Origin of the sequence: Pseudomonas sp. RSB 5.4 (assembly GCF_037126175.1) — a bacterium.
Classification (GTDB): Bacteria; Pseudomonadota; Gammaproteobacteria; order Pseudomonadales; family Pseudomonadaceae; genus Aquipseudomonas; species Aquipseudomonas fluorescens_H.
The window spans coordinates 413,750-435,675 of record NZ_CP146986.1 but is presented as its reverse complement, the minus strand read 5'-3'; the positions used below and the strand labels follow the sequence as shown (position 1 = coordinate 435,675).

At 60.1% G+C, this 21,926-nt stretch carries 23 protein-coding genes; 20 read left to right on the top strand and 3 right to left on the bottom strand.

The window, feature by feature from the left end:
• Positions 1–68 precede the first annotated feature (68 nt).
• Positions 69–1,634, top strand: coding sequence for a PAS domain-containing methyl-accepting chemotaxis protein (locus V9L13_RS01970; protein ID WP_003223402.1), 1,566 nt, complete (start codon positions 69–71; stop codon positions 1,632–1,634).
• A gap of 913 nt (positions 1,635–2,547) precedes the next feature.
• Here the strand turns inward: V9L13_RS01970 and V9L13_RS01965 are convergent.
• Complete coding sequence (locus V9L13_RS01965; RefSeq protein WP_338801297.1) at positions 2,548–3,225, bottom strand: alpha/beta family hydrolase; 678 nt, start codon at positions 3,223–3,225, stop codon at positions 2,548–2,550.
• 93 nt (positions 3,226–3,318) lie between these two features.
• Here V9L13_RS01965 and ccoN (V9L13_RS01960) point away from each other — a divergent pair, with 93 nt between their 5' ends.
• The 8 genes from ccoN (V9L13_RS01960) to ccoP (V9L13_RS01925) all read left to right on the top strand — a co-directional run bounded on the left by ccoN (V9L13_RS01960) (position 3,319) and on the right by ccoP (V9L13_RS01925) (position 10,219).
• Positions 3,319–4,743, top strand: coding sequence for a cytochrome-c oxidase, cbb3-type subunit I (ccoN, locus tag V9L13_RS01960; protein WP_103368400.1), 1,425 nt, complete (start codon positions 3,319–3,321; stop codon positions 4,741–4,743).
• Between the two features lie 10 nt (positions 4,744–4,753).
• A complete protein-coding gene (ccoO, locus tag V9L13_RS01955; protein ID WP_003223389.1) occupies positions 4,754–5,362 on the top strand; it encodes a cytochrome-c oxidase, cbb3-type subunit II in 609 nt (202 codons plus the stop codon).
• Positions 5,363–5,367: 5 nt separating this feature from the next.
• Positions 5,368–5,565: a cbb3-type cytochrome c oxidase subunit 3 gene (locus tag V9L13_RS01950; RefSeq protein ID WP_095138674.1), complete on the top strand. Its 198-nt coding sequence runs from the start codon at positions 5,368–5,370 to the stop codon at positions 5,563–5,565.
• Positions 5,562–6,515: a cytochrome-c oxidase, cbb3-type subunit III gene (ccoP, locus tag V9L13_RS01945; RefSeq protein ID WP_003223384.1), complete on the top strand. Its 954-nt coding sequence runs from the start codon at positions 5,562–5,564 to the stop codon at positions 6,513–6,515. The genes V9L13_RS01950 and ccoP (V9L13_RS01945) overlap by 4 nt, the downstream gene beginning before the upstream one ends.
• Positions 6,516–6,996: 481 nt before the next feature.
• On the top strand, positions 6,997–8,439 hold the full coding sequence (gene ccoN / locus V9L13_RS01940; RefSeq protein WP_003223381.1) for a cytochrome-c oxidase, cbb3-type subunit I: 1,443 nt from the start codon (positions 6,997–6,999) through the stop codon (positions 8,437–8,439).
• Entirely contained in the window at positions 8,439–9,047 is a 609-nt protein-coding gene (ccoO, locus tag V9L13_RS01935) for a cytochrome-c oxidase, cbb3-type subunit II (RefSeq protein ID WP_003223378.1), read from the top strand. Before ccoN (V9L13_RS01940) ends, ccoO (V9L13_RS01935) begins: the two co-directional genes overlap by 1 nt.
• 6 nt (positions 9,048–9,053) lie before the next feature.
• Positions 9,054–9,239, top strand: coding sequence for a CcoQ/FixQ family Cbb3-type cytochrome c oxidase assembly chaperone (locus tag V9L13_RS01930; RefSeq protein WP_003175465.1), 186 nt, complete (start codon positions 9,054–9,056; stop codon positions 9,237–9,239).
• The gene (gene ccoP / locus V9L13_RS01925; protein WP_003223372.1) at positions 9,236–10,219 is read left to right on the top strand and encodes a cytochrome-c oxidase, cbb3-type subunit III; all 984 of its coding nucleotides are present in this window, start codon (positions 9,236–9,238) and stop codon (positions 10,217–10,219) included. Before V9L13_RS01930 ends, ccoP (V9L13_RS01925) begins: the two co-directional genes overlap by 4 nt.
• 55 nt (positions 10,220–10,274) lie before the next feature.
• On the opposite strand, the gene V9L13_RS01920 is transcribed toward ccoP (V9L13_RS01925), so the two are convergent.
• Positions 10,275–11,279, bottom strand: a complete 1,005-nt coding sequence (locus V9L13_RS01920; RefSeq protein WP_338801296.1) for a metallophosphoesterase — start codon at positions 11,277–11,279, stop codon at positions 10,275–10,277.
• A gap of 252 nt (positions 11,280–11,531) precedes the next feature.
• On the opposite strand from V9L13_RS01920, the gene V9L13_RS01915 reads away from it, so the two are divergent.
• The 9 genes from V9L13_RS01915 to hemN all read left to right on the top strand — a co-directional run bounded on the left by V9L13_RS01915 (position 11,532) and on the right by hemN (position 19,904).
• Positions 11,532–11,729: a hypothetical protein gene (locus V9L13_RS01915; protein WP_338801295.1), complete on the top strand. Its 198-nt coding sequence runs from the start codon at positions 11,532–11,534 to the stop codon at positions 11,727–11,729.
• Between the two features lie 174 nt (positions 11,730–11,903).
• On the top strand, positions 11,904–12,158 hold the full coding sequence (locus V9L13_RS01910; protein ID WP_045122727.1) for a type II toxin-antitoxin system Phd/YefM family antitoxin: 255 nt from the start codon (positions 11,904–11,906) through the stop codon (positions 12,156–12,158).
• Positions 12,158–12,568, top strand: a complete 411-nt coding sequence (locus V9L13_RS01905) for a type II toxin-antitoxin system VapC family toxin (protein ID WP_338801294.1) — start codon at positions 12,158–12,160, stop codon at positions 12,566–12,568. The genes V9L13_RS01910 and V9L13_RS01905 overlap by 1 nt, the downstream gene beginning before the upstream one ends.
• A 222-nt stretch (positions 12,569–12,790) precedes the next feature.
• Complete coding sequence (gene ccoG / locus V9L13_RS01900) at positions 12,791–14,206, top strand: cytochrome c oxidase accessory protein CcoG (protein WP_338801293.1); 1,416 nt, start codon at positions 12,791–12,793, stop codon at positions 14,204–14,206.
• A gap of 11 nt (positions 14,207–14,217) precedes the next feature.
• Positions 14,218–14,757 carry a FixH family protein gene (locus tag V9L13_RS01895; RefSeq protein ID WP_338801292.1) on the top strand — a complete coding sequence of 180 codons (540 nt, stop codon included), beginning with the start codon at positions 14,218–14,220 and terminating at the stop codon, positions 14,755–14,757.
• Between the two features lie 135 nt (positions 14,758–14,892).
• Positions 14,893–17,343, top strand: coding sequence for a heavy metal translocating P-type ATPase (locus tag V9L13_RS01890; RefSeq protein ID WP_338801291.1), 2,451 nt, complete (start codon positions 14,893–14,895; stop codon positions 17,341–17,343).
• Positions 17,344–17,365: 22 nt separating this feature from the next.
• Entirely contained in the window at positions 17,366–17,578 is a 213-nt protein-coding gene (ccoS, locus tag V9L13_RS01885; protein WP_338801290.1) for a cbb3-type cytochrome oxidase assembly protein CcoS, read from the top strand.
• Positions 17,571–18,254, top strand: coding sequence for a sulfite exporter TauE/SafE family protein (locus V9L13_RS01880; protein ID WP_103485067.1), 684 nt, complete (start codon positions 17,571–17,573; stop codon positions 18,252–18,254). The genes ccoS and V9L13_RS01880 overlap by 8 nt, the downstream gene beginning before the upstream one ends.
• A gap of 267 nt (positions 18,255–18,521) precedes the next feature.
• A complete protein-coding gene (gene hemN / locus V9L13_RS01875) occupies positions 18,522–19,904 on the top strand; it encodes an oxygen-independent coproporphyrinogen III oxidase (protein ID WP_338801289.1) in 1,383 nt (460 codons plus the stop codon).
• On the opposite strand, the gene V9L13_RS01870 is transcribed toward hemN, so the two are convergent.
• The gene (locus tag V9L13_RS01870; RefSeq protein ID WP_338801288.1) at positions 19,901–20,383 is read right to left on the bottom strand and encodes a hypothetical protein; all 483 of its coding nucleotides are present in this window, start codon (positions 20,381–20,383) and stop codon (positions 19,901–19,903) included. The genes hemN and V9L13_RS01870 overlap by 4 nt on opposite strands.
• Positions 20,384–20,538: 155 nt before the next feature.
• On the opposite strand from V9L13_RS01870, the gene fnr reads away from it, so the two are divergent.
• Entirely contained in the window at positions 20,539–21,273 is a 735-nt protein-coding gene (gene fnr / locus V9L13_RS01865; RefSeq protein WP_003223347.1) for a fumarate/nitrate reduction transcriptional regulator Fnr, read from the top strand.
• A 78-nt stretch (positions 21,274–21,351) separates the two neighbouring features.
• Positions 21,352–21,900 carry an adenine phosphoribosyltransferase gene (locus V9L13_RS01860; RefSeq protein WP_003223345.1) on the top strand — a complete coding sequence of 183 codons (549 nt, stop codon included), beginning with the start codon at positions 21,352–21,354 and terminating at the stop codon, positions 21,898–21,900.
• Positions 21,901–21,926 lie beyond the last annotated feature (26 nt).

Here is a 21,926-nt window from a genome sequence, read left to right as displayed (position 1 = left end):
TGAAAAAAAACTTCAATAATTTCCTGACAGCGCCGACAACCTTTCAAAGCCTTGCGGATTGAAAAACCATGCGTAATAACCAGCCCATTACACAACGCGAACGGACTTTCCCGGCTCAGCAGCGGTTGATTTCCACAACCGACGCCAAAGGCGTGATCACCTACTGCAACGACGCTTTCGTCGAAATCAGCGGGTTTTCGCGTGAAGAGCTGATCCGTGCGCCGCACAACCTGGTTCGTCACCCCGACGTCCCGGCGGCGGTGTTTTCGCACATGTGGGGCACACTGAAACAAGGCTTGCCATGGATGGGCATTGTCAAGAATCGCTGCAAATCCGGTGACCATTACTGGGTCAACGCCTACGTGACACCGGTGTTCGACGGCAATCAGGTGGTCGGTTACGAGTCGGTGCGGATCAAACCCACCGCCGAACAGATCCGCCGTGCCGAAGCGCTCTACCAACGCATCAACCAGGGCAAGTCGGCAATTCCTTCCAGCGACAAATGGCTGCCGGTGCTGCAGGACTGGCTGCCGTTCATTCTGGTCAGCCAACTGAGCTTCGTGATCGGCGCGACCCTGAACTCGCACTGGGGCTTCGCCCTGGCCGCTGGTCTGTCGGTACCGCTGGGCCTGATGGGCCTGCAATGGCAACAACGCGGGCTCAAGCGCCTGCTGCGCCTGGCCGAACAGACCACCTCCGACCCGCTGATCGCACAGATGTACACCGACAGCCGTGGCGCGCAGGCGCGTCTGGAAATGTCGATCCTCAGCCAGGAAGCCCGCCTGAAAACCTGCCTGACCCGTCTGCAGGACACCGCCGAACACCTGACTGATCAGGCCAAGCAGTCCGACGCCCTGGCGCACAACAGCTCCAGCGGTCTGGAACGTCAGCGCGTGGAAACCGAACAGGTCGCCACCGCCGTCAACCAGATGGCTGCCACCACGCAAGAAGTGGCGAGCCACGTGCAGCGCACTGCCGACGCGACGCAGGAAGCCAATCGCCTGACCGGTCGCGGCCGCGACATCGCTGGCGAAACCCGCGAAGCCATCCAGCGCCTGTCGGTAGTGGTCGGTGAAACTGGCCTGACCGTCACCCAACTGGCCAAGGACAGCGACGAAATCGGCGGCGTGGTGGATGTGATCAAAGGCATCGCCGACCAGACCAACCTGCTCGCGCTCAACGCCGCCATCGAAGCGGCACGTGCCGGCGAAATGGGCCGTGGTTTTGCCGTAGTCGCCGACGAAGTCCGCCAACTGGCGCAACGCACCAGCGAATCGACCGGGCAGATTCATGCCCTGATCGCCAAGTTGCAACAGACTGCGTCCAGCGCCGTACAAACCATGGAAGCCGGGCATCGTCAGGCCGAAGAAGGCGTGGCGCGGGTACTGGAAGCGGATCAGGCACTGGTCGGTATCAGCGAAGCAGTGGCCAACATCACCGACATGACCACCCAGATCGCTGCGGCGACCGAAGAGCAAAGTGCGGTGGCTGAAGAAATCAGCCGCAACATCAGCAATATTTCGGAGTTGGCGGACCAGACCTCGGAACAGGCACATAACTCGGCGTTGTTGAGTGAAGAGCTGACGAAGACGGCGAACACGCAGTATTCGTTGGTGGAGCGGTTTAACCGCTAAAAACAAAAGATCGCAGCCTACGGCAGCGCCTACAGGAACATGCATTCCAATGTAGGAGCTGCCGCAGGCTGCGATCTTTTGATCTTCAAAGCCCGGAAGGCGAAAGCTTCCGGGTTTTTTGTTGCTGGTCTGAAAGTGATGGTGCTTGGCAGATCGCAATCGCGAGCAGGCTCACTCCCACAGGGAAATGCCTTCCAAATGTGGGAGCGAGCCTGCTCGCGATGAGGCCTTCTCTGCTAACGACGATCTCACTCAAGCAATGCAGACACTGCCTACAACTGCGCCAGAATGCGCCGACTGGTGCTCGGTGCAGCCAAGTTCTATCGTTTGCCGGTCGCTACTCAATCACGCAGATCGGCCAGCATGAATACGTACCCCACGCAAAAAACCCACAAACAGAAAGTTCGTGATGAACTGACATTCCTTGATGTTCGAAAGGCCGCGCGTGATGGTCAGAAAGTGTTCGATAAATTTGTGATCACTGGCAGGCTACCCATTACAAAGTAAATCCAAAAAGATCGCAGCCTGCGGCAGCTCCTACAGGGAAGATAAGTACAACCCGCACGCGGCGCAGCCGCCCCACTCCAGGATGAGCGCAAGCTCGGCTGTCGCTCTTGATCTTGATCTTGATCCACGGGCGACGTCGGAAGGCTGAGTGGAGGGATTGATCCGGGGGTGGGAGCGCAGCGACCGTTTGGCGCAGCCAAACACAGCGAGAGGAGGTGCAGCGAAGCAAACCGTAGGCGCTGCCCCCGGATCGATCCCGGAGCGAAGGAACCCCGAGCCCCAGCGAGCGGGCCGCACGCAGGAGCAAGCCTTTTTGGTTACTTTTTCGGCGTCTGGAAAAAGTGACCCGCCGTAAGGGCGGAACCCTAAGCCGCCGTGACCGCAGCAACGGATATACACCCAAATTTCATCGAAGAAACGAAGCAACCTTCTGCGCAGCACTGGCCAAATGATCCGAATGCGTAAACCCGGAAACCTTCAACGGCTTCAAATCATGATCCCCAGAGGCCAACCAAAACACCTCAATACTCGGCGATAGATCATAAGCCTCGACTGCGTCCCGATTGCCAAGCGCATCCCGCTCCCCCTGCACAATCAAAGTCCGAGTCCGCAAAGAAGCCAAATGCTCAACCCGCGGCTTCTCAGGTTTCCCAACCGCATAAAACGGATATCCGAGACAGACAAGCGCATCAACACCCAACTCATCAGCCAAAAGACTGGCCATCCGCCCGCCCATGGACTTACCACCGATGGCCAAAGCCCCAGCGACATGACGTCGCACTTCAGCGAACACTTCGCGCCAGCACTCAAGCAGTTTCGGCGCCGGATTAGGCGGCCGTTTACTGCCATCCACCCGCCGCTGCGCCATATAAGGAAACTCAAACCGCAACACGTTCACGCCCAATGCAGCAAGGCGCCCAGCCATATCCGTCATCCACTCACTGTCCATCGGCGCCCCCGCCCCATGCGCCAGGATCAACGTCGCCGAAGCCTCACCCGACGCAGCGTCCCACAACCACCCATGATCCCGCACGCACTGCGCCCATTGATCCCCGTCAATACTGGCCTTGTGCTGTTTGTCCATGCTTGCCTCGCTTTTAGTCTGCCTATAACTCCAGACGAAGGATTCGCGGCGTCTTGCGCGCGCTCACTTCGGCTGAACCGTGGATGGGGAACCATGAACACTTCTATCAGTACCGCCTACAACTACAAGGTGGTCCGCCAATTCGCCATTATGACGGTGGTGTGGGGCATCGTCGGTATGGGGCTCGGGGTTTTTCTCGCGGCCCAATTGGTCTGGCCCGAACTCAACTTCAATTTGCCCTGGACCAGTTTCGGCCGTCTGCGCCCGCTGCACACCAACGCGGTGATCTTCGCCTTCGGTGGCTGTGCGCTGTTCGCCAGTTCGTTCTACTCGGTACAACGCACCTGCCAGACGCAATTGTTCGCGCCGAAAATCGCCGCATTCTGCTTCTGGGGCTGGCAGTTGGTCATTCTGCTAGCGGCGATCAGCCTGCCACTGGGTTACACCAGTTCCAAGGAATACGCAGAGCTGGAATGGCCGATCGACATCCTGATCACCATCGTCTGGGTCGCCTACGCCATCGTGTTCTTCGGCACGATCATGCAGCGCAAGACCAAGCACATCTACGTCGGCAACTGGTTCTTCGGCGCGTTCATCATCACCGTGGCGATCCTGCACATCGTCAACAACCTTGAGTTGCCGGTGAGCCTGACCAAGTCCTACTCGGTGTACGCCGGTGCGACCGACGCGATGGTGCAATGGTGGTACGGCCACAACGCCGTAGGCTTTTTCCTCACCGCCGGTTTCCTCGGGATGATGTATTACTTCGTGCCGAAACAGGCCGAACGTCCGGTGTATTCGTATCGCCTGTCGATCGTGCACTTCTGGGCGCTGATCACCCTCTACATCTGGGCCGGCCCGCACCACCTGCACTACACCGCGCTGCCGGACTGGGCGCAGTCGCTGGGCATGGTGATGTCGCTGATTCTGCTGGCACCGAGCTGGGGCGGCATGATCAACGGCATGATGACCCTCTCGGGCGCGTGGCATAAGTTGCGCAGCGACCCGATCCTGCGCTTCCTTGTGGTGTCGCTGGCGTTCTACGGCATGTCGACCTTCGAAGGGCCGATGATGGCGATCAAGACCGTCAACGCCCTCTCCCACTACACCGACTGGACCATCGGCCACGTTCACGCCGGCGCGCTCGGCTGGGTGGCGATGATCTCGATCGGCGCGCTGTACCACATGATCCCGAAAGTCTTCGGCAAAGAGCAGATGCACAGCATCGGCCTGATCAACGCGCACTTCTGGCTCGCGACCATCGGCACCGTGCTGTACATCGCCTCGATGTGGGTCAACGGCATCGCCCAGGGCCTGATGTGGCGCGCAGTCAACGAGGACGGCACGCTGACTTACTCCTTCGTCGAAACCCTGGTGGCCAGCCACCCTGGCTTCATCGTGCGTCTGGTGGGTGGGGCGATCTTCCTCAGCGGCATGTTGCTGATGGCTTACAACACCTGGCGCACCGTGCGGGCCTCGCAGCCTGCTGACGTCGTTGCTGCCGCGCAGATGGCCTGAGGAGTCCGCCATGAAACACGAAACGATTGAAAAGAACGTCGGCCTGCTGATGCTGCTGATGGTGTTCGCCGTGAGCATCGGCGGCCTGACCCAGATCGTCCCGCTGTTCTTCCAGGACGTCACCAACAAACCGGTGGAAGGCATGAAGCCCTACACCGCGCTGCAACTGGAAGGCCGCGACATCTATATCCGCGAAGGCTGCGTCGGTTGCCACTCGCAGATGATCCGCCCGTTCCGCGCTGAAACCGAACGCTACGGGCACTACTCGGTGGCCGGTGAGAGCGTGTGGGATCACCCGTTCCTCTGGGGCTCGAAACGTACCGGGCCGGATCTGGCCCGGGTCGGCGCGCGTTACTCGGATGACTGGCACCGCGCGCACTTGTACAACCCGCGCAACGTCGTGCCCGAGTCGAAAATGCCGGCCTACCCGTGGCTGGTGACGCAAGCGGTCGACAGCAGCCACACCGAAACCAAGCTCAAGACCATGCGCACCCTCGGCGTGCCGTACACCGACGACGACATCAGCGGCGCGGTCGCCAGCCTCAAGGGCAAGACCGAAATGGACGCCCTCGTCTCCTACCTGCAAGTGCTCGGCACTGCGATCAAGAGCAAGAGGTGAGCACGATGATCATTGAAATGAGTGCAGGGCTGATTCGCGGCCTCGGCACCGTCGTGGTGTTCGTCGCCTTCGTCGGCCTGACGATCTGGGTGTTCAACCGCAAGCGCACCCCGGAGTTTGCCGAAGCGCGCCTGCTGCCGTTCGCCGACGAGCCGCAACCCGACACCCAACCAGTATCTGAACCAAGGAGTACCCGGCCATGACCACCTTCTGGAGTACGTGGATCTGCGTACTGACCATCGGCAGCCTGATCGGCCTGACCTGGCTGCTGATCGGCACGCGTCGGGGCGAGACCAAGGGCAGCGTCGACCAGACCATGGGCCACAGCTTCGACGGCATCGAGGAGTACGACAACCCGCTGCCGCAGTGGTGGTTCATGCTGTTCGCCGGCACACTGGTGTTCTCCGTGGGCTATCTGATCCTGTATCCGGGCCTGGGCAACTGGAAAGGCATCCTGCCCGGCTACGAGGACGGCTGGACCGGCGTCCACGAGTGGGAAAAGGAAATGAGCAAGGCCGACGCCAAATTCGGGCCGATCTTCGCCAAATTCGCCGCCATGCCGGTGGAAGAAGTGGCGAAGGATCCGCAGGCGCTGAAAATGGGTGGCCGGCTGTTCGCTTCCAACTGCTCGGTGTGCCACGGTTCCGACGCCAAGGGCGCTTTCGGCTTCCCTAACCTGGCCGACAGCGATTGGCGCTGGGGCGGCGATGCCGAGACCATCAAGACCACCATCATGGGTGGCCGGATGGCGGCAATGCCAGCCTGGGGCGACGTGCTGGGAGAAGCCGGGGTGAAGAACGTCGCGGCGTATGTGCGTCACGAACTGGCCGGCCTGCCACTGCCCGCCGACAGCAAGGCTGACCTGCAAGCCGGACAGCAAGCGTTCAGCACCACCTGCGTAGCCTGTCATGGGGCAACCGGCCACGGCACTGAAGCCATGGGTGCGCCGAATCTGACGCACCCGGCCGGATTTATTTATGGCACGAGTCTGACGCAGCTTGAGCAGACCATCCGCCACGGTCGCCAAGGCCACATGCCGGCACAGAACGAACTGTTGGGCAACGATAAAGTGCAACTGCTCGCCGCTTATGTGTACAGCCTGAGCCATGGATTGAATACAGAAAAACTGATTACTGAAGACAACAAGCAATAAGCATTGCGTACACATCTGCCGCACCGTTCTCGGTGCGGCAGCATCCCGCCCCTTTGCGACGCATTGTCGCACCCCGTCACACCCTCTCCTTTCGAATCCTCCGATTCGGGTCTACGCTTGCTCGATGCGGACTGGCCCGTGCCGGTTCCAGGTCGACCTTGAGCGATGTGTTCGACAAATCGCCTGACTGACAGGGCGCAAAGCCCGGTAGATACCGGCTGTCGCGTCGATGACCGTCCGTCACCCGATCACTGCGTTCGAACACACCCCGTTACAACTGACCTGAACCCCTCGCTTTTTTCGTCCGCTGCGACATTTTGTCCGAGGCCAATTTTGTCCTTACGCGGCGTATGGAAAGGCCGCAGAATCAGCGTTGGAAAGCATTGACCCAGGTCATGGCGCGTTGCAATGACCCCCTGCTCTCTGCATACTTGCGGCCGATTTTAATCCTAATAAAACACCCAAACCGTGGAACCTTAGAATGAGCACAGCAATCAGTCCGACTGCTTATAACTATAAGGTAGTCCGCCAGTTCGCCATCATGACGGTGGTCTGGGGGATCCTTGGCATGGGGCTCGGTGTCTTCATCGCCTCGCAACTGGTCTGGCCGGAGTTGAACTTCGGTCTGCCGTGGACGAGCTTTGGACGCCTGCGCCCGTTGCACACAAACCTGGTGATTTTCGCCTTCGGTGGTTGTGCACTGTTTGCCACTTCCTACTATGTCGTGCAGCGAACCTGCCAGACGCGACTGATCTCCGACAGCCTCGCCGCCTTCACCTTCTGGGGCTGGCAAGCGGTGATCGTCGGCGCAATCATTACCTTGCCGCTGGGTTACACCACCACCAAGGAATATGCAGAGCTGGAATGGCCGCTCGCCATTCTGCTGGCCATTGTCTGGGTCTCCTACGGGCTGGTGTTCTTCGGCACCATCACCAAGCGCAAGACCAAGCACATCTATGTCGGTAACTGGTTCTACGGCGCGTTCATCGTCGTGACTGCGATGCTGCACATCGTCAACCACGCGTCCCTGCCGGTCAGCTTCTTCAAGTCCTACTCGGCCTATGCCGGTGCGACCGACGCGATGATCCAGTGGTGGTACGGCCACAACGCCGTGGGCTTCTTCCTGACCACCGGCTTCCTCGGGATGATGTACTACTTCGTGCCGAAACAGGCCGAACGTCCGATCTACTCCTATCGCCTGTCGATCGTGCACTTCTGGGCGCTGATCACCCTGTACATCTGGGCCGGCCCGCACCACCTGCACTACACCGCACTGCCGGATTGGGCACAATCGCTGGGCATGGCGATGTCGATCATCCTCCTGGCGCCAAGCTGGGGCGGCATGATCAACGGCATGATGACCCTCTCGGGCGCCTGGCATAAGCTGCGCACCGACCCGATCCTGCGCTTCCTCGTGGTTTCCCTGGCGTTCTACGGCATGTCGACCTTCGAAGGTCCGATGATGGCGATCAAGACCGTCAACTCGCTCTCGCACTACACCGACTGGACCATCGGTCACGTACACGCCGGCGCTTTGGGCTGGGTGGCGATGATTTCGATCGGCGCGATCTACCACATGATCCCGAAACTGTTCGGTCGTGCGCAGATGCACAGCGTCGGCCTGATCAACGCGCACTTCTGGCTCGCGACCATCGGTACCGTGCTGTACATCGCTTCGATGTGGGTCAACGGCATCACTCAGGGTCTGATGTGGCGTGCAATCAACGATGACGGCACCCTCACCTACTCGTTCGTCGAAGCGCTGCAGGCCAGCCACCCGGGCTACATCGTCCGTGCCCTGGGCGGTGCATTCTTCGCCAGCGGCATGTTGTTGATGGCTTACAACGTCTGGCGCACCGTGCGCGCCTCGAACCCGGCTGAAGCCGAAGCCGCTGCCCAGATCGCTGTCGTTGGAGCTCACTGATGAAGCATGAAGCTGTCGAGAAGAATATTGGTCTGCTGGCCTTCTTCATGGTCATCGCCGTCAGCATTGGCGGCCTGACCCAGATTGTTCCGCTGTTCTTCCAGGACGTCACCAACAAGCCGGTCGAAGGCATGAAGCCGCGCTCGGCGCTGGAACTGGAAGGCCGCGACGTCTACATCGCCAACGGTTGTGTCGGCTGCCACTCGCAGATGATCCGTCCGTTCCGCGCTGAAACCGAACGCTACGGCCACTACTCGGTCGCCGGTGAAAGCGTCTGGGACCATCCATTCCTGTGGGGTTCCAAGCGTACCGGCCCGGATCTGGCTCGTGTCGGCGGTCGTTACTCCGATGACTGGCACCGTGCGCACCTGTACAACCCACGCAACGTGGTGCCTGAGTCGAAAATGCCGGCTTACCCGTTCCTCGTGGAAAACAAGCTCGACGGCAAAGACACGGCCAAGAAAATGGAAGTGTTGCGCACGCTCGGCGTCCCTTACACCGACGAAGACATCGCCGGTGCAAAAGATGCCGTGAAGGGCAAAACCGAAATGGACGCGCTGGTAGCCTACCTTCAGGGCCTGGGCACCATCATCAAAAGCAAACGGTGATTCTTAATGGATATCGGGATGATTCGAGGCCTGGGCACCGTTGTCGTGATGGTGGCCTTCATCGGTTTGGCGTTGTGGGTGTTCAGCCCCAAGCGCAAGTCGGAGTTTGAAGACGCAACCTTGCTGCCTTTTGCGGATGATCCCGAAGCCATCAAGCACGTCGAGCAAGCTTCTAGGAGTAACAAAGAATGACTACATTCTGGAGTCTGTACGTCACAGTCCTCAGTCTCGGTACGATCTTCGCCCTGACCTGGCTGCTGCTGTCGACCCGCAAGGGCCAGCGCAGCGAACAGACGGACGAAACGGTCGGCCACTCCTTCGACGGGATCGAGGAGTACGACAACCCACTGCCGAAATGGTGGTTCATGCTGTTCGTGGGCACCATCGTGTTCGCCTTGGGTTATCTGGTGCTGTACCCGGGCCTGGGCAACTGGAAAGGCCTTCTGCCGGGCTACAACTACCTCGATAACGACAAGCAGACCGCGTTCGCCAACGGCAAGACCGGCTGGACCGGCGTGCACGAATGGGAAAAGGAAATGGCCCGCTCGGACGCCAAGTTCGGTCCGATCTTCGCCAAGTTCGCGGCAATGCCGATCGAGGAAGTCGCCAAGGACCCGCAAGCCTTGAAGATGGGTGGCCGTCTGTTCGCCTCCAACTGCTCGGTCTGCCACGGCTCCGACGCCAAGGGTGCCTATGGCTTCCCGAACCTGACCGACGCCGACTGGCGATGGGGCGGCGAGCCGGAAACCATCAAGACCACCATCATGGGCGGTCGTCACGCAGTGATGCCGGCCTGGGCCGAAGTCATTGGCGAACAAGGCGTAGCCGACGTCGCGGCCTTCGTGGTGACCCAGCTCGATGGCCGCAAACTGCCGGAAGGCACCAAGGCTGACCCGGCCAACGGCCAGAAACTGTTCGCCGCCAACTGCGTGGCCTGCCACGGTCCTGAGGGCAAGGGCACCCCGGCCATGGGCGCGCCTAACCTGACCCACCCGGCCGCGTTCATCTACGGTTCGAGCTTCGCGCAACTGCAGCAGACCATCCGTTACGGCCGTCAGGGCCAGATGCCTGCCCAGGAACAACTGCAAGGCAACGACAAGGTGCACCTGCTGGCGGCTTACGTTTACAGCCTGTCCCACGGTGAAAAAGCGCCGGAAGCCGAGGCGCAGTAAAGCCAGGGCTTGATGCAATGAAGAATCCCCCGCCAGTGCTCTGGCGGGGGATTTTTTATGGGGCACTGGCCCAGATCGACTTCACCGGTACGGTGGCCACCAGTGTACGTTTGCGCCACTGATTGTCCTCGACCAGACTTACCTCCAGTTGCTTGCGATCCTTGGAAAAACTGGCGGTCAGGTACGTCTGCTGAGAAGCTGAACCGCTGAGAAACATCGGCACGCTCCCCATATAGGTCTGGCGACCACCCTCGTCGTGGAAGTGGCCGGCGAACATCGCCGTCACCTGATACTTTTCAATCATTTCGCGAAAGCGCTTCTGCTGATCCCAACTGCCTTTCCACTCATAGGGCTTATGCATGTTGATAATGATCGCGTAGCCCTGCGCTCGCGCTATTCGCAAATCATTCTCCAGCCAGTCCAGCGACGCCCTGATGTCGAATGTGGTCGGATTCAAAGCGTGAGAAATCTTCACCGCGTAAGTCGGTTCATTGTTCAACTGCACCAGATGCACTTCACCGATATTCTTTGAATAAGCCAGACTACCCAGATAGTGTTTATTCAGAAAACTGCCGCTCACTTCCAGATCGAACTGGTCGACTTTATCGACATGATGATCACGGTAATCAACAATACTGCCTGCGGCGCAATTCTCACTGAAACAGTCATTCACATTGTTCTGATAATCGTGATTGCCCAATCCGTAGAGCACGTGATCGCCAAAGTGTTTCTTCAGCATCGATCCGACATAAGAACGCTGCCAGCCATGGCCGAACGCGGTCATGTCACCATTGATCATCAATGGTACTGCAGCCTGCCCGTCCATCTCGTTGCGGAACTGGGCAATACTCGCGAACTGGGTTTCCACCAGCCATTTCGCGCGTTTTTCGAAATCCGCGCTCGATTCATCTTCACCACTGTCCGATTTCTCCGTCCACGGGTATTGCGGATCCGAGGCGAACACCATGTGCTGCGGCGCCCCTTCGTTGGCACTGGCGAAAGAAGTCAGTGACAACAGGCACAGACACGCGAAAAGCTTTTTAACTTCCTTGATTCTCATAACACTCCAAAATTTAGTTAACCATCAAAACATTAACCTGCAACTAATACGCTGCAGAACAGCCCCAAAGCTATTCGAAAATAATAAAAAATCAAAAGCCTTCAATTAACTAATGATATTTCTGCAACATCGGTACAGTCATTGAAATTAATACTTTGAGACACATGCCTGATGGACTCGATCAACAATGCTCTATAGGGTCTTCCGCAGCCCGATGATCCGCATCGGAGCAACTTCAAGGATGAAGCCACTGTGTTGAATGACGACAAGAACCGTCTCTCGGATGATCAGATCCTCGCTGATAACAATCACGCAATCGAACCATCAGATCACCCCGCGGAATCGATTGCCGTGACACTGGGCAATCCGTTGCAACCCGAATCCCGCCGCACCACAAAACCCCACAGAAACACCGCCAGCCTCGACAGCCTAGGCGGCAGGCTTCCCTGAGTCTTGAAGCCAGGTCTGAATAAAACCGAGCCGGCGTCCACCTTTGACGAGGCCGGCTCGACGGACGCCAGCCAGGGGCCGACCAACGGACGGCTGAGACCGGTCTTCCTCGATTGCCGCACCGAAGGCGAAGTAGTAACGTTGCTACACCTGTATTGCGAGAGGTCTACCATGATGGCAATCACCACCATCTCAAGCCGTGAATTCAATCAGGACACCAGCGGCGCCAAAAAGGCTGCACGTCTGGGTCCAGTGATCATCACCGACCGTGGCAAGGCCTCTCACGTACTGTTGAGCATTGAGGAATTTCAGAAACTGAGCGGTGCAAACGCCAGCATTGTCGATTTGCTGGTCATGCCGGAGGCTGCCGACATCGATTTCGAAACCGAGCGCGCAGTCATCATTCATCGTCCTGTGGATCTGTCCTGATGTATTTACTCGACACCAATGTGATTTCCGAACTTCGCAAGCCGCAAGCCGATGCCAATGTCGTCAGTTGGGCCAAAAGCGTCATCGCACCGCGCCTGTACATCTCGGCCATTACCTTGAAAGAACTGGAAACCGGGGTACTACGAATGGAACGGCGTGATCCTGCTCAAGGAAAGCTGTTGCGCAGCTGGCTGACGCGTCACGTCATGCCGGCCTTCGAAGCACGAATTCTGCCGGTCGATGCTGCGGTTGCACTACGCAGCGCCAGCCTGCATGTGCCCGACCAGACCAATGAAAGCGATGCATTGATCGCCGCCACTGCCCTGGTGCACGGGCTCACGGTCGTCACTCGTAACGTCGGCGATTTCCAGTCGAGCGGTGTCGCCCTGATCAATCCATGGGAACAATGAGCGAGCGACAGCGCGAAAACTGTCCATACTCAACAAGTCAATTGATCTGCATCAGGCTTTGCTGCATTCGCTACACCAATAACGCTTTTTCCCCAACGCGACCAAAGGTCGCACCCTTGCTCCAGAGCCACAGGCGTATCATTGCGCCACTGCAACACCCCTTTCTGACCGCGGTCGGCACGTATCGACCGAGGCATTTGTCCACTGCCGTGGGATGCAATGATGAGCAACCAGATTCCGGTACACGACGTCACGCCACCGAGCAAAAACGCGAACAACAGCGTCGACCTTTACGCCTCCCGAGAAAAAATCTACACCCGTGCTTTCACCGGTCTGTTCCGCAATCTGCGGATGGTGGGCGGCGCCGTGCTGTTCCTGCTGTATTTCGGTACGGTTTGGCTGAACTGGGGCGGGCATCAGGCGGTGTGGTGGAACCTGCCTGAGCGTAAATTCTTCATCTTTGGTGCGACCTTCTGGCCGCAGGATTTCATCCTGCTGTCCGGCCTGCTGATCATCGCGGCATTCGGCCTGTTCTTCATCACCGTCTACGCAGGCCGCGTCTGGTGCGGCTATACCTGCCCGCAAAGCGTGTGGACGTGGATTTTCATGTGGTGCGAGAAGGTCACCGAAGGCGACCGCAACCAGCGCATCAAGCTCGACAAAGCGCCGATGAGCGGTAACAAGTTTCTGCGCAAGCTCGCCAAGCATTCGTTGTGGCTGCTGATCGGCTTCGTCACCGGCATGACCTTCGTCGGCTACTTCTCGCCGATCCGCGAACTGGTGTTCGAGTTCTTCACCGGCCAGGCCGATGGCTGGTCGTATTTCTGGGTCGGGTTCTTCACCCTCGCCACTTACGGCAATGCCGGCTGGCTGCGTGAACAGGTGTGTATCTACATGTGCCCGTACGCACGCTTCCAGAGCGTGATGTTCGACAAGGACACGCTGATCGTTTCCTACGATCCGCGTCGCGGCGAAAGCCGTGGCCCGCGCAAGAAAGGTGTCGACTACAAGGCCCTGGGGCTGGGCGATTGCATCGACTGCACCATGTGCGTTCAGGTGTGCCCGACCGGCATCGACATTCGTGACGGTCTGCAGATCGAGTGCATCGGTTGCGCCGCGTGCATCGACGCCTGCGACGCCATCATGGACAAGATGGACTACCCGCGCGGCCTCATCAGCTACACCACCGAACACAACCTGTCCGGACAGAAAACCCATAAACTGCGGCCACGCCTGATCGGCTATGCGGTTGTGCTGCTGGCGATGATCAGTCTTTTGGTCACCGCGTTCTTCATGCGCTCACTGGTCGGGTTCGACGTCAGCAAGGACCGCGTGCTGTACCGCGAAAACGCCGAAGGCCGGATCGAAAACGTCTACAGCCTGAAGATCATGAACAAGGATCAGCGCGACCACACCTACGTACTGGAGGCCGCCGGTCTGCCGGATCTGCGCCTGCAGGGCAAACGCGAGATCAAGGTGCCGGCCGGCGAAATCTTCAGCATGCCGGTGGAGCTGTCGAGCGCACCGGAACAATTGCCGTCGAGCACCAACGAGGTGAAATTCATCCTCAAGGATGCCGACGATGATAGCGTCCACGTTGAAGCCAAGAGCCGATTCATCGGCCCACAAACCCGTTGAGAGAACTGAACATGCCCGCAGCAAACGCCGCAAGCCCTTGGTACAAGCACCTTTGGCCATGGATCATCATCGGGATCCTGACCTGTTCGGTGACCTTGACCTTGTCGATGGTGACCATTGCGGTGAACAACCCGGACAACCTGGTCAACGACAACTACTACGAGGCCGGCAAAGGCATCAATCGTTCACTGGATCGCGAACTGCTGGCGCAGAAGCTGAAAATGCGCGCCAACGTGCATCTGGATGACGTCACTGGCGAAGTCGATCTGCGCCTGAGCGGTGACAGCCAGCCGAAAACCCTGGAACTGAACCTGATCTCGCCGACCCAGCCGGAGAAGGATCGCAAGATCGTCCTGACCCGCAGCGAAACCGAAACCGGCCGTTACATCGGCCAGTTGGGCGACAAGGTCGACGGCCGGCGTTTTGTCGAATTGCTGGGCACTCAGGACGACCACGTGTGGCGCATGTTCGAAGAGGAACAGGTCAGCCATGACAAGGATCTGCTGCTCGGTGACGAACCGCTGCAGGGCGCCGAAGACCTGAAGAAGTAAACCGATAATCCTGTGTAGGAGCTGCCGCAGGCTGCGATCTTTTGACTTTTTTTTTTAGAAGCAAGATCAAAAGATCGCAGCCTTCGGCAGCTCCTACAGGGATGGTGTTGATTCAGCGGTACTAGTGAAAATTTGATGACCACCCCACTCCCCTGCTACCACTGCGCTCTGCCCGTCCCGTCGGGCAGCCGCTTCACCGCCGTCGTGCTCGGGGAGTCCCGCGAGTTCTGCTGCCCCGGCTGTCAGGCTGTGGCCGAAGCCATCGTCGCCGGTGGTCTGGAAAGCTATTACCAGCATCGCAGCGAAGCCTCGGCCAACCCCGAAGCACTGCCGGTGCAATTGACCGATGAACTTGCGCTGTACGACCGCGCCGACGTGCAAAAACCTTTCGTCCGTCACGCGGGCGAACTCGCCGAAACCACCCTGTTGATGGAAGGCATCAGTTGCGCCGCCTGCGGCTGGCTGATCGAGAAACACCTGCGCACCCTGCCGGCCGTGGCCGAGGCGCGGCTCAATCTGTCGAACCATCGCCTGCATGTGCAATGGGCGGATACGCAATTGCCACTGAGCCAGATCCTCGCCGAACTGCGCCACATCGGTTACGCCGCCCACCCGTATCAGGCCGACCGCGCCAGCGAACAACTGGCCAGCGAAAACCGTCTGGCGCTGCGCCAACTCGGCGTCGCCGGATTGCTGTGGTTCCAGGCAATGATGGCGACCATGGCGACCTGGCCGGAATTCAACATCGACCTCAGCCCCGAACTGCACACGATCCTGCGCTGGGTCGCGCTGTTCCTCACCACGCCGATCGTGTTCTACAGCTGCGCGCCGTTCTTCAAGGGCGCCATGCGCGATTTGCGCACCCGACATCTGACCATGGACGTCTCGGTGTCGCTGGCGATCGGCAGCGCCTACATCGCCGGGATCTGGACCTCGATCACCGGGGTCGGCGAGCTGTATTTCGATGCGGTCGGGATGTTCGCGCTGTTTCTCCTTGCCGGGCGCTATCTGGAGCGTCGCGCCCGCGAACGCACCGCCGCTGCCACCGCGCAGCTTGTGAACCTGCTGCCGGCCTCGTGCCTGCGCCTCGACGCCAATGGCCAGAGCGAACGCATTCTGCTCAGCGAATTGCGCCTGGGTGACCGGGTGCTGGTGCAACCGGGCTCGATCCTGCCGGCGGATGGCAAGATACTCGACGGCCAGTCGAGCATCGACGAATCGCTGCTGACCGGTGAATACCTGCCACAACCGCGCACCCTCGGCGATGCGGTCACCGCCGGTACGTTGAACGTCGAAGGCGCGTTGACCGTCGAGGTGCTGGCGCTGGGTCAGGACACACGCCTGTCGGCCATCGTCCGCCTGCTCGATCGCGCCCAGGCCGAGAAACCGCGATTGGCGGAAATCGCCGACCGCGCCGCGCAGTGGTTCCTGCTGTTGTCGCTGATTGCGGCAGCGGCCATCGGCCTGTTGTGGTGGCAGCTGGACTCGTCACGGGCGTTCTGGATCGTCCTGGCGATGCTCGTCGCGACCTGCCCTTGCGCGCTGTCGCTGGCGACCCCGACGGCGTTGACCGCTGCCACTGGCACCCTGCACAAACTCGGCCTGTTGCTGACGCGCGGCCACGTGCTGGAAGGCCTGAACCAGATCGACACGGTGATCTTCGACAAGACCGGCACCCTTACCGAAGGGCGACTTGTTTTGCGTTCGATTCGCCCACTGGGCACGTTGAACAGCGACCAGTGCCTGAGCCTTGCCGCCGCTCTGGAAAACCGTTCGGAACACCCGATTGCCCGCGCCTTCGGGCGTGCGCCACTGGCCGCCGAGGAAGTGCACAGCACGCCGGGGCTTGGGCTGGAAGGATCGGTCGACGCACAGCGCTTGCGCATCGGTCAGGCCGAATTCGTCTGCGACCTCAGCGGCGCACCTGTGCCGGCGATGCCGGATGAACCGGGCCAATGGCTGCTGCTTGGAGACGATCAAGGGCCGCTGGCATGGTTCGTTCTCGACGACCGCCTGCGCGACGACGCACCCGCCCTGCTCGCCGCGTGCAAGGCCCGTGGCTGGCGTACGCTGCTGCTGTCCGGCGACAGCTCGCCGATGGTCGCCAGTGTCGCCGCGGAACTGGGTATCGACGAGGCCCGTAGCGGTCTGCGCCCGGACGACAAACTGCAAGTGCTGCAACAACTGCACGCTCAAGGCCGTAAAGTGCTGATGCTCGGCGATGGCGTGAATGACGTACCGGTGCTGGCCGCTGCCGACATCAGCGTGGCCATGGGTTCGGCCACGGATCTGGCGAAAACCAGTGCCGACGCGGTGCTGCTGTCCAACCGTCTCGACGCGCTGGTGCAAGCGTTCACGCTAGCGCGCAGAACCCGTCGGGTAATCATCGAGAACCTGCTGTGGGCGGCGCTGTACAATGGCCTCATGTTGCCGTTCGCCGCCCTCGGCTGGATCACTCCGGTGTGGGCCGCGGTCGGCATGTCGATCAGTTCGTTGACCGTGGTGCTCAACGCCCTGCGCCTGACTCGCCTGCCGAGCGCGCCGGTCGTCGGCACCCGTTCAGAAACCCGCCCGTTGCCGGCCTGAGCCGCACGACCCTGGAGTACCGATGCCAGCTCTTTACGTGATGATCCCGGCCGCCCTGCTAATCGTGGCCATCGCCGTGTACATCTTCTTCTGGGCGGTGGACAGCGGGCAGTACGACGACCTCGACGGCCCGGCCCACAGCATCCTGTTCGACGATCAGGACCCGAACCACACCGCCGCCGTGGACGAAGCCAAATCCGACAAACCGCACGACAAGGCGCCACCCCATGCTTGAGCTGGCGCCCCTGCTGGTCTCGGCGCTGATCCTCGGTTTGCTCGGTGGCGGGCATTGCCTGGGCATGTGCGGCGGCCTGATGGGCGCGCTGACCCTGGCGATTCCCAAGGAACAGCGCAGCCGGCGGTTTCGTTTGCTGGTGGCGTACAACCTCGGACGGATCCTCAGTTACGCGACCGCTGGACTGCTGATCGGCCTCGCCGGTTGGGCGGTGGCGAACAGCCCGGCGGCGATGTTCATGCGCATCCTCGCCGGGTTGCTGCTGATTGCGATGGGCCTGTATCTGGCCGGTTGGTGGAGCGGCCTGACCCGCATCGAAAGCCTGGGTCGCGGTTTGTGGCGTTACATTCAGCCGGTGGCCAATCGGCTGCTGCCGGTGTCGAGTTTGCCCCGCGCGTTGCTGCTCGGCGCGCTGTGGGGCTGGCTACCCTGCGGACTGGTTTACAGCACGCTGCTGTGGTCGGCGAGCCAGGGCAATGCGCTGGACAGTGCGCTGTTGATGCTGGCGTTCGGGCTGGGGACGTGGCCGGTGCTGCTCGCCACAGGGCTGGCGGCCGAGCGGGTGACGGCGTTGCTGCGCAAACGCAGCGTGCGCATGGCCGGGGGCTTGCTGGTGATTCTGTTCGGGATCTGGACGCTTCCTGGCCCTCACCAACATTGGTTGATGGGTCACTGACCTGACCACAGCCCTGAGAAGATTCATTGTGGGGAAGGATTTATTGTGGTGAGGGGATTTATCCCCGATGGTGTGCGAAGCGCACCCCGACATTCCTCCAGTGACACCGCGTACATAGGCTTTACGACTGCTTCGCAGTCGATCGGGGATAAATCCCCTCGCCACAAAAGCAGTCATTACCAATACGCCGTTGATGCAAATCAAGAGCCCCGTCGCCGCACCCCGATAGACTCGCCACACTGCCAGCCTATCCGGGGGAATGCCCGCATGCTCGACGCCATTCGTTGGGACACTGATCTGATCCGCCGCTACGACCTGGCGGGGCCGCGCTACACCTCGTATCCGACGGCCGTGCAATTCAACAGCCAGGTCGGCACCTTCGACCTGTTCCATGCCCTGCGCGACAGCCGCAAGGCGCTGCGCCCGTTGTCTCTTTATGTGCACGTGCCGTTCTGCGCGAACATTTGCTACTACTGCGCCTGCAACAAAGTCATCACCAAGGATCGCGGGCGGGCACAGCCGTATCTTCAGCGCCTGGAGCAGGAAATCCAGTTGATCGCCTGCCACCTGGAACCGACGCAGAAAGTCGAGCAGTTGCACTTCGGCGGTGGCACCCCGACCTTTCTCAGCCATGACGAACTGCGCCAGTTGATGGCGCACCTGCGCAAACACTTCAATCTGCTGGATGACGATTCCGGCGATTACGGCATCGAGATCGACCCGCGCGAGGCCGACTGGTCGACCATGGGCCTGCTGCGTGAACTGGGTTTCAACCGGGTCAGCATCGGCCTGCAAGACCTTGATCCGGCGGTGCAGCGCGCGGTCAATCGCCTGCAAAGCCTTGAGGAGACCCGCGCTGTGATCGACGCGGCGCGCACCCTGCAATTTCGCTCGATCAACATCGACCTGATCTATGGCCTGCCCAAGCAGACCCCGGAAAACTTCGCGCGCACTGTCGAGGAAGTCATCAGCCTGCAACCGGACCGACTCTCGGTGTTCAACTACGCGCACTTGCCGGAGCGCTTCATGCCGCAGCGGCGGATCAACAGCCACGAACTGCCAAGCCCTGCGCAAAAACTGGAAATGCTCCAGCGCACCATCGAACAACTGACCGCCGCCGGCTACCGCTACATCGGCATGGACCACTTCGCCCTGCCCGATGATGAGCTGGCGATCGCTCAGGAAGAACAGACCCTGCAGCGCAACTTCCAGGGCTACACCACCCACGGCCATTGCGATCTGATTGGTCTGGGGGTGTCGGCGATCAGCCAGATCGGCGATCTCTACTGCCAGAACAATAGCGATCTGAATCAGTACCAGACCACCCTGGCCGCAGCGCAACTGGCGACCAGCCGGGGCCTGGTGTGCAATGCCGACGATCGCCTGCGTCGCGCGGTGATCCAGCAACTGATCTGCAATTTCAGCCTGGAATTCGCCGAAATCGAGCAGGCGTTCAACATCGATTTTCAGGGTTACTTCGGCGCGCTGTGGCCGCAACTGCAAGGCATGGCCAACGATGGGCTGATCAATCTGGAACGCGAGCGGATCGAAGTGCTGCCGGCCGGACGCCTGCTGGTGCGCTCGGTGTGCATGGTATTCGACGCGTATCTGGAACAGCAGAACCGGCAGCGCTTTTCGCGGGTGATCTAGTTTTTCGTCAGCAGTGAGCCGAGCTTGAGGTTCTGCTCGGAGGTGAGGCCGGACTGGTCCATGACTTTGGACAGGGCCAGGTTGGCGCTGATCAGCCCGGTATTCAGCGCGGCGATGGCGCCACGCAGTGCGGCGAGCATGTTGACCTTGGCTTCGTTGGTCAGCCTCTTGTCAGCCATGACCGCCGCCATCCGGGCTTTCTTCTCGGCGATTTCCTTTTGCAGTTTGCGGATCATCTTCAGCAATTGCTGGACGTTTTCCGGCAGGCCACTGTCTTCGATGTCGCTGTTCTCGCCACCGGCGCTGAAGGCTTTTTCGATCGAGGCATGGGACAGCGACACTTTGACACCCTCGACCAAGGTCGGGGTTGCCAGCGACGCCGAGTCAGCATTCTGCTCGTCGCCGGACACCGTCCTGGTGGTGCTCGGTACAGACGCAACGCCGCTGTTACCGGGGTTCAGCGTGTCAATGACGGCCATCGAAGCGATTCCTTGCATGCGTGGTGATACCCCTTTATCGGCCACTTGCCCTGCGGCTTTACGCCCGTGGGACAAACTCGCCGCAGACTGGCCTGAATGTCCTCCCGTGGGTTACCCTTACGGCTTATGTGTGTTTTCCCACAAGGATTTAAGAAATGTCCGAGCCAGTTAAACTGCGCGCTCACAACCAGGCCCATTGCAAGGATTGCAGCCTGGCTCCTCTCTGCCTGCCACTTTCTCTGAATCTGGAAGACATGGATGCGCTGGACGAAATCGTTAAACGTGGCCGCCCGCTGAAAAAGGGCGAGTTCCTGTTCCGCCAGGGCGACACTTTCGATTCCGTTTATGCAGTACGCTCCGGCGCCCTGAAGACCTTCAGCCTGAGCGACAGCGGCGAAGAACAACTGACCGGTTTCCACCTGCCGAGCGAACTGGTCGGTCTGTCCGGCATGGACACCGAGAAACACCCGGTGTCGGCCCAGGCGCTGGAAACCACCTCGGTCTGTGAAATTCCCTTCGAACGCCTCGACGAACTGGCCCTGCAACTGCCACAGCTGCGCCGCCAGTTGATGCGGGTGATGAGCCGCGAGATCCGCGACGATCAGCAAATGATGCTGCTGCTGTCGAAGAAAACCGCCGACGAGCGCATCGCCACGTTCCTGGTCAACCTGTCCGCACGTTTCCGCGCTCGCGGGTTCTCGGCCAACCAGTTCCGCCTGAGCATGTCGCGCAACGAAATCGGCAACTATCTGGGCCTGGCGGTGGAAACCGTGTCCCGGGTGTTTACCCGGTTCCAGCAGAACGAACTGATCGCCGCCGAGGGCAAAGAGATTCACATCCTCGACCCGATCCAGCTCTGTGCCCTGGCCGGCGGTTCGCTCGAAGGCTGATCTCGATCCGCGGTTGAGCGAAGCGTTTCAGCCGCGGGTATACTGCGCCGTTTGCAGCCCTGCCAGGACACCTCGACGATGGTCTTCGACTCCTTCGACATCAAATCCCTGATCCGCCCCGTGATCGACTTCCCGAAACCGGGCGTGATCTTTCGCGACATCACCCCGCTGTTCCAGTCGCCCAAGGCCCTGCGCCTGGTGATGGACAGCTTCGCCCACCGTTATGTGGAAGCCGACTTCACCCACATCGGCGCGATGGATGCGCGCGGTTTCCTGATCGGCTCGGTGCTGGCCTACCAGCTGAACAAGCCGCTGGTGCTGTTCCGCAAGCAGGGCAAACTGCCGGCGGACGTATTGGCCGAGGGTTATGCGACCGAATACGGCGAAGCGTTCCTCGAAGTGCACGCCGACAGCCTGTGTGAAGGCGATTCGGTGGTGATGTTCGATGACCTGATTGCCACCGGTGGCACGCTGATCGCAGCCGCCAACCTGATCCGCCGCATGGGCGCGCGGGTGCATGAAGCGGCGGCGATCATTGATCTGCCGGAGCTGGGTGGGTCGCAGCGTCTGGAAGACATGGGGATTCCTACTTTCTGTCTGACGCAGTTTGCGTTGACCGATAAATAAGTAGCGCCCTTCAGGCCGCCTTCGCG

Coding starts and splice junctions, on each gene's coding strand:
- V9L13_RS01880 (WP_103485067.1), top strand. CDS start 17,571: ATGCTTGAGCTGGCGCCCCTGCTGGTCTCGGCGCTGATCCTCGGTTTG.
- V9L13_RS01910 (WP_045122727.1), top strand. CDS start 11,904: ATGGCAATCACCACCATCTCAAGCCGTGAATTCAATCAGGACACCAGC.
- V9L13_RS01905 (WP_338801294.1), top strand. CDS start 12,158: ATGTATTTACTCGACACCAATGTGATTTCCGAACTTCGCAAGCCGCAA.
- ccoO (WP_003223389.1), top strand. CDS start 4,754: ATGAAACACGAAACGATTGAAAAGAACGTCGGCCTGCTGATGCTGCTG.
- V9L13_RS01965 (WP_338801297.1), bottom strand. CDS start 3,225: ATGGACAAACAGCACAAGGCCAGTATTGACGGGGATCAATGGGCGCAG.
- ccoP (WP_003223372.1), top strand. CDS start 9,236: ATGACTACATTCTGGAGTCTGTACGTCACAGTCCTCAGTCTCGGTACG.
- V9L13_RS01950 (WP_095138674.1), top strand. CDS start 5,368: ATGATCATTGAAATGAGTGCAGGGCTGATTCGCGGCCTCGGCACCGTC.
- ccoO (WP_003223378.1), top strand. CDS start 8,439: ATGAAGCATGAAGCTGTCGAGAAGAATATTGGTCTGCTGGCCTTCTTC.
- V9L13_RS01930 (WP_003175465.1), top strand. CDS start 9,054: ATGGATATCGGGATGATTCGAGGCCTGGGCACCGTTGTCGTGATGGTG.
- fnr (WP_003223347.1), top strand. CDS start 20,539: ATGTCCGAGCCAGTTAAACTGCGCGCTCACAACCAGGCCCATTGCAAG.
- V9L13_RS01920 (WP_338801296.1), bottom strand. CDS start 11,279: ATGAGAATCAAGGAAGTTAAAAAGCTTTTCGCGTGTCTGTGCCTGTTG.
- V9L13_RS01890 (WP_338801291.1), top strand. CDS start 14,893: ATGACCACCCCACTCCCCTGCTACCACTGCGCTCTGCCCGTCCCGTCG.
- V9L13_RS01895 (WP_338801292.1), top strand. CDS start 14,218: ATGCCCGCAGCAAACGCCGCAAGCCCTTGGTACAAGCACCTTTGGCCA.
- V9L13_RS01970 (WP_003223402.1), top strand. CDS start 69: ATGCGTAATAACCAGCCCATTACACAACGCGAACGGACTTTCCCGGCT.
- ccoS (WP_338801290.1), top strand. CDS start 17,366: ATGCCAGCTCTTTACGTGATGATCCCGGCCGCCCTGCTAATCGTGGCC.
- V9L13_RS01870 (WP_338801288.1), bottom strand. CDS start 20,383: ATGGCCGTCATTGACACGCTGAACCCCGGTAACAGCGGCGTTGCGTCT.
- hemN (WP_338801289.1), top strand. CDS start 18,522: ATGCTCGACGCCATTCGTTGGGACACTGATCTGATCCGCCGCTACGAC.
- ccoG (WP_338801293.1), top strand. CDS start 12,791: ATGAGCAACCAGATTCCGGTACACGACGTCACGCCACCGAGCAAAAAC.
- V9L13_RS01860 (WP_003223345.1), top strand. CDS start 21,352: ATGGTCTTCGACTCCTTCGACATCAAATCCCTGATCCGCCCCGTGATC.
- ccoN (WP_003223381.1), top strand. CDS start 6,997: ATGAGCACAGCAATCAGTCCGACTGCTTATAACTATAAGGTAGTCCGC.
- ccoN (WP_103368400.1), top strand. CDS start 3,319: ATGAACACTTCTATCAGTACCGCCTACAACTACAAGGTGGTCCGCCAA.
- ccoP (WP_003223384.1), top strand. CDS start 5,562: ATGACCACCTTCTGGAGTACGTGGATCTGCGTACTGACCATCGGCAGC.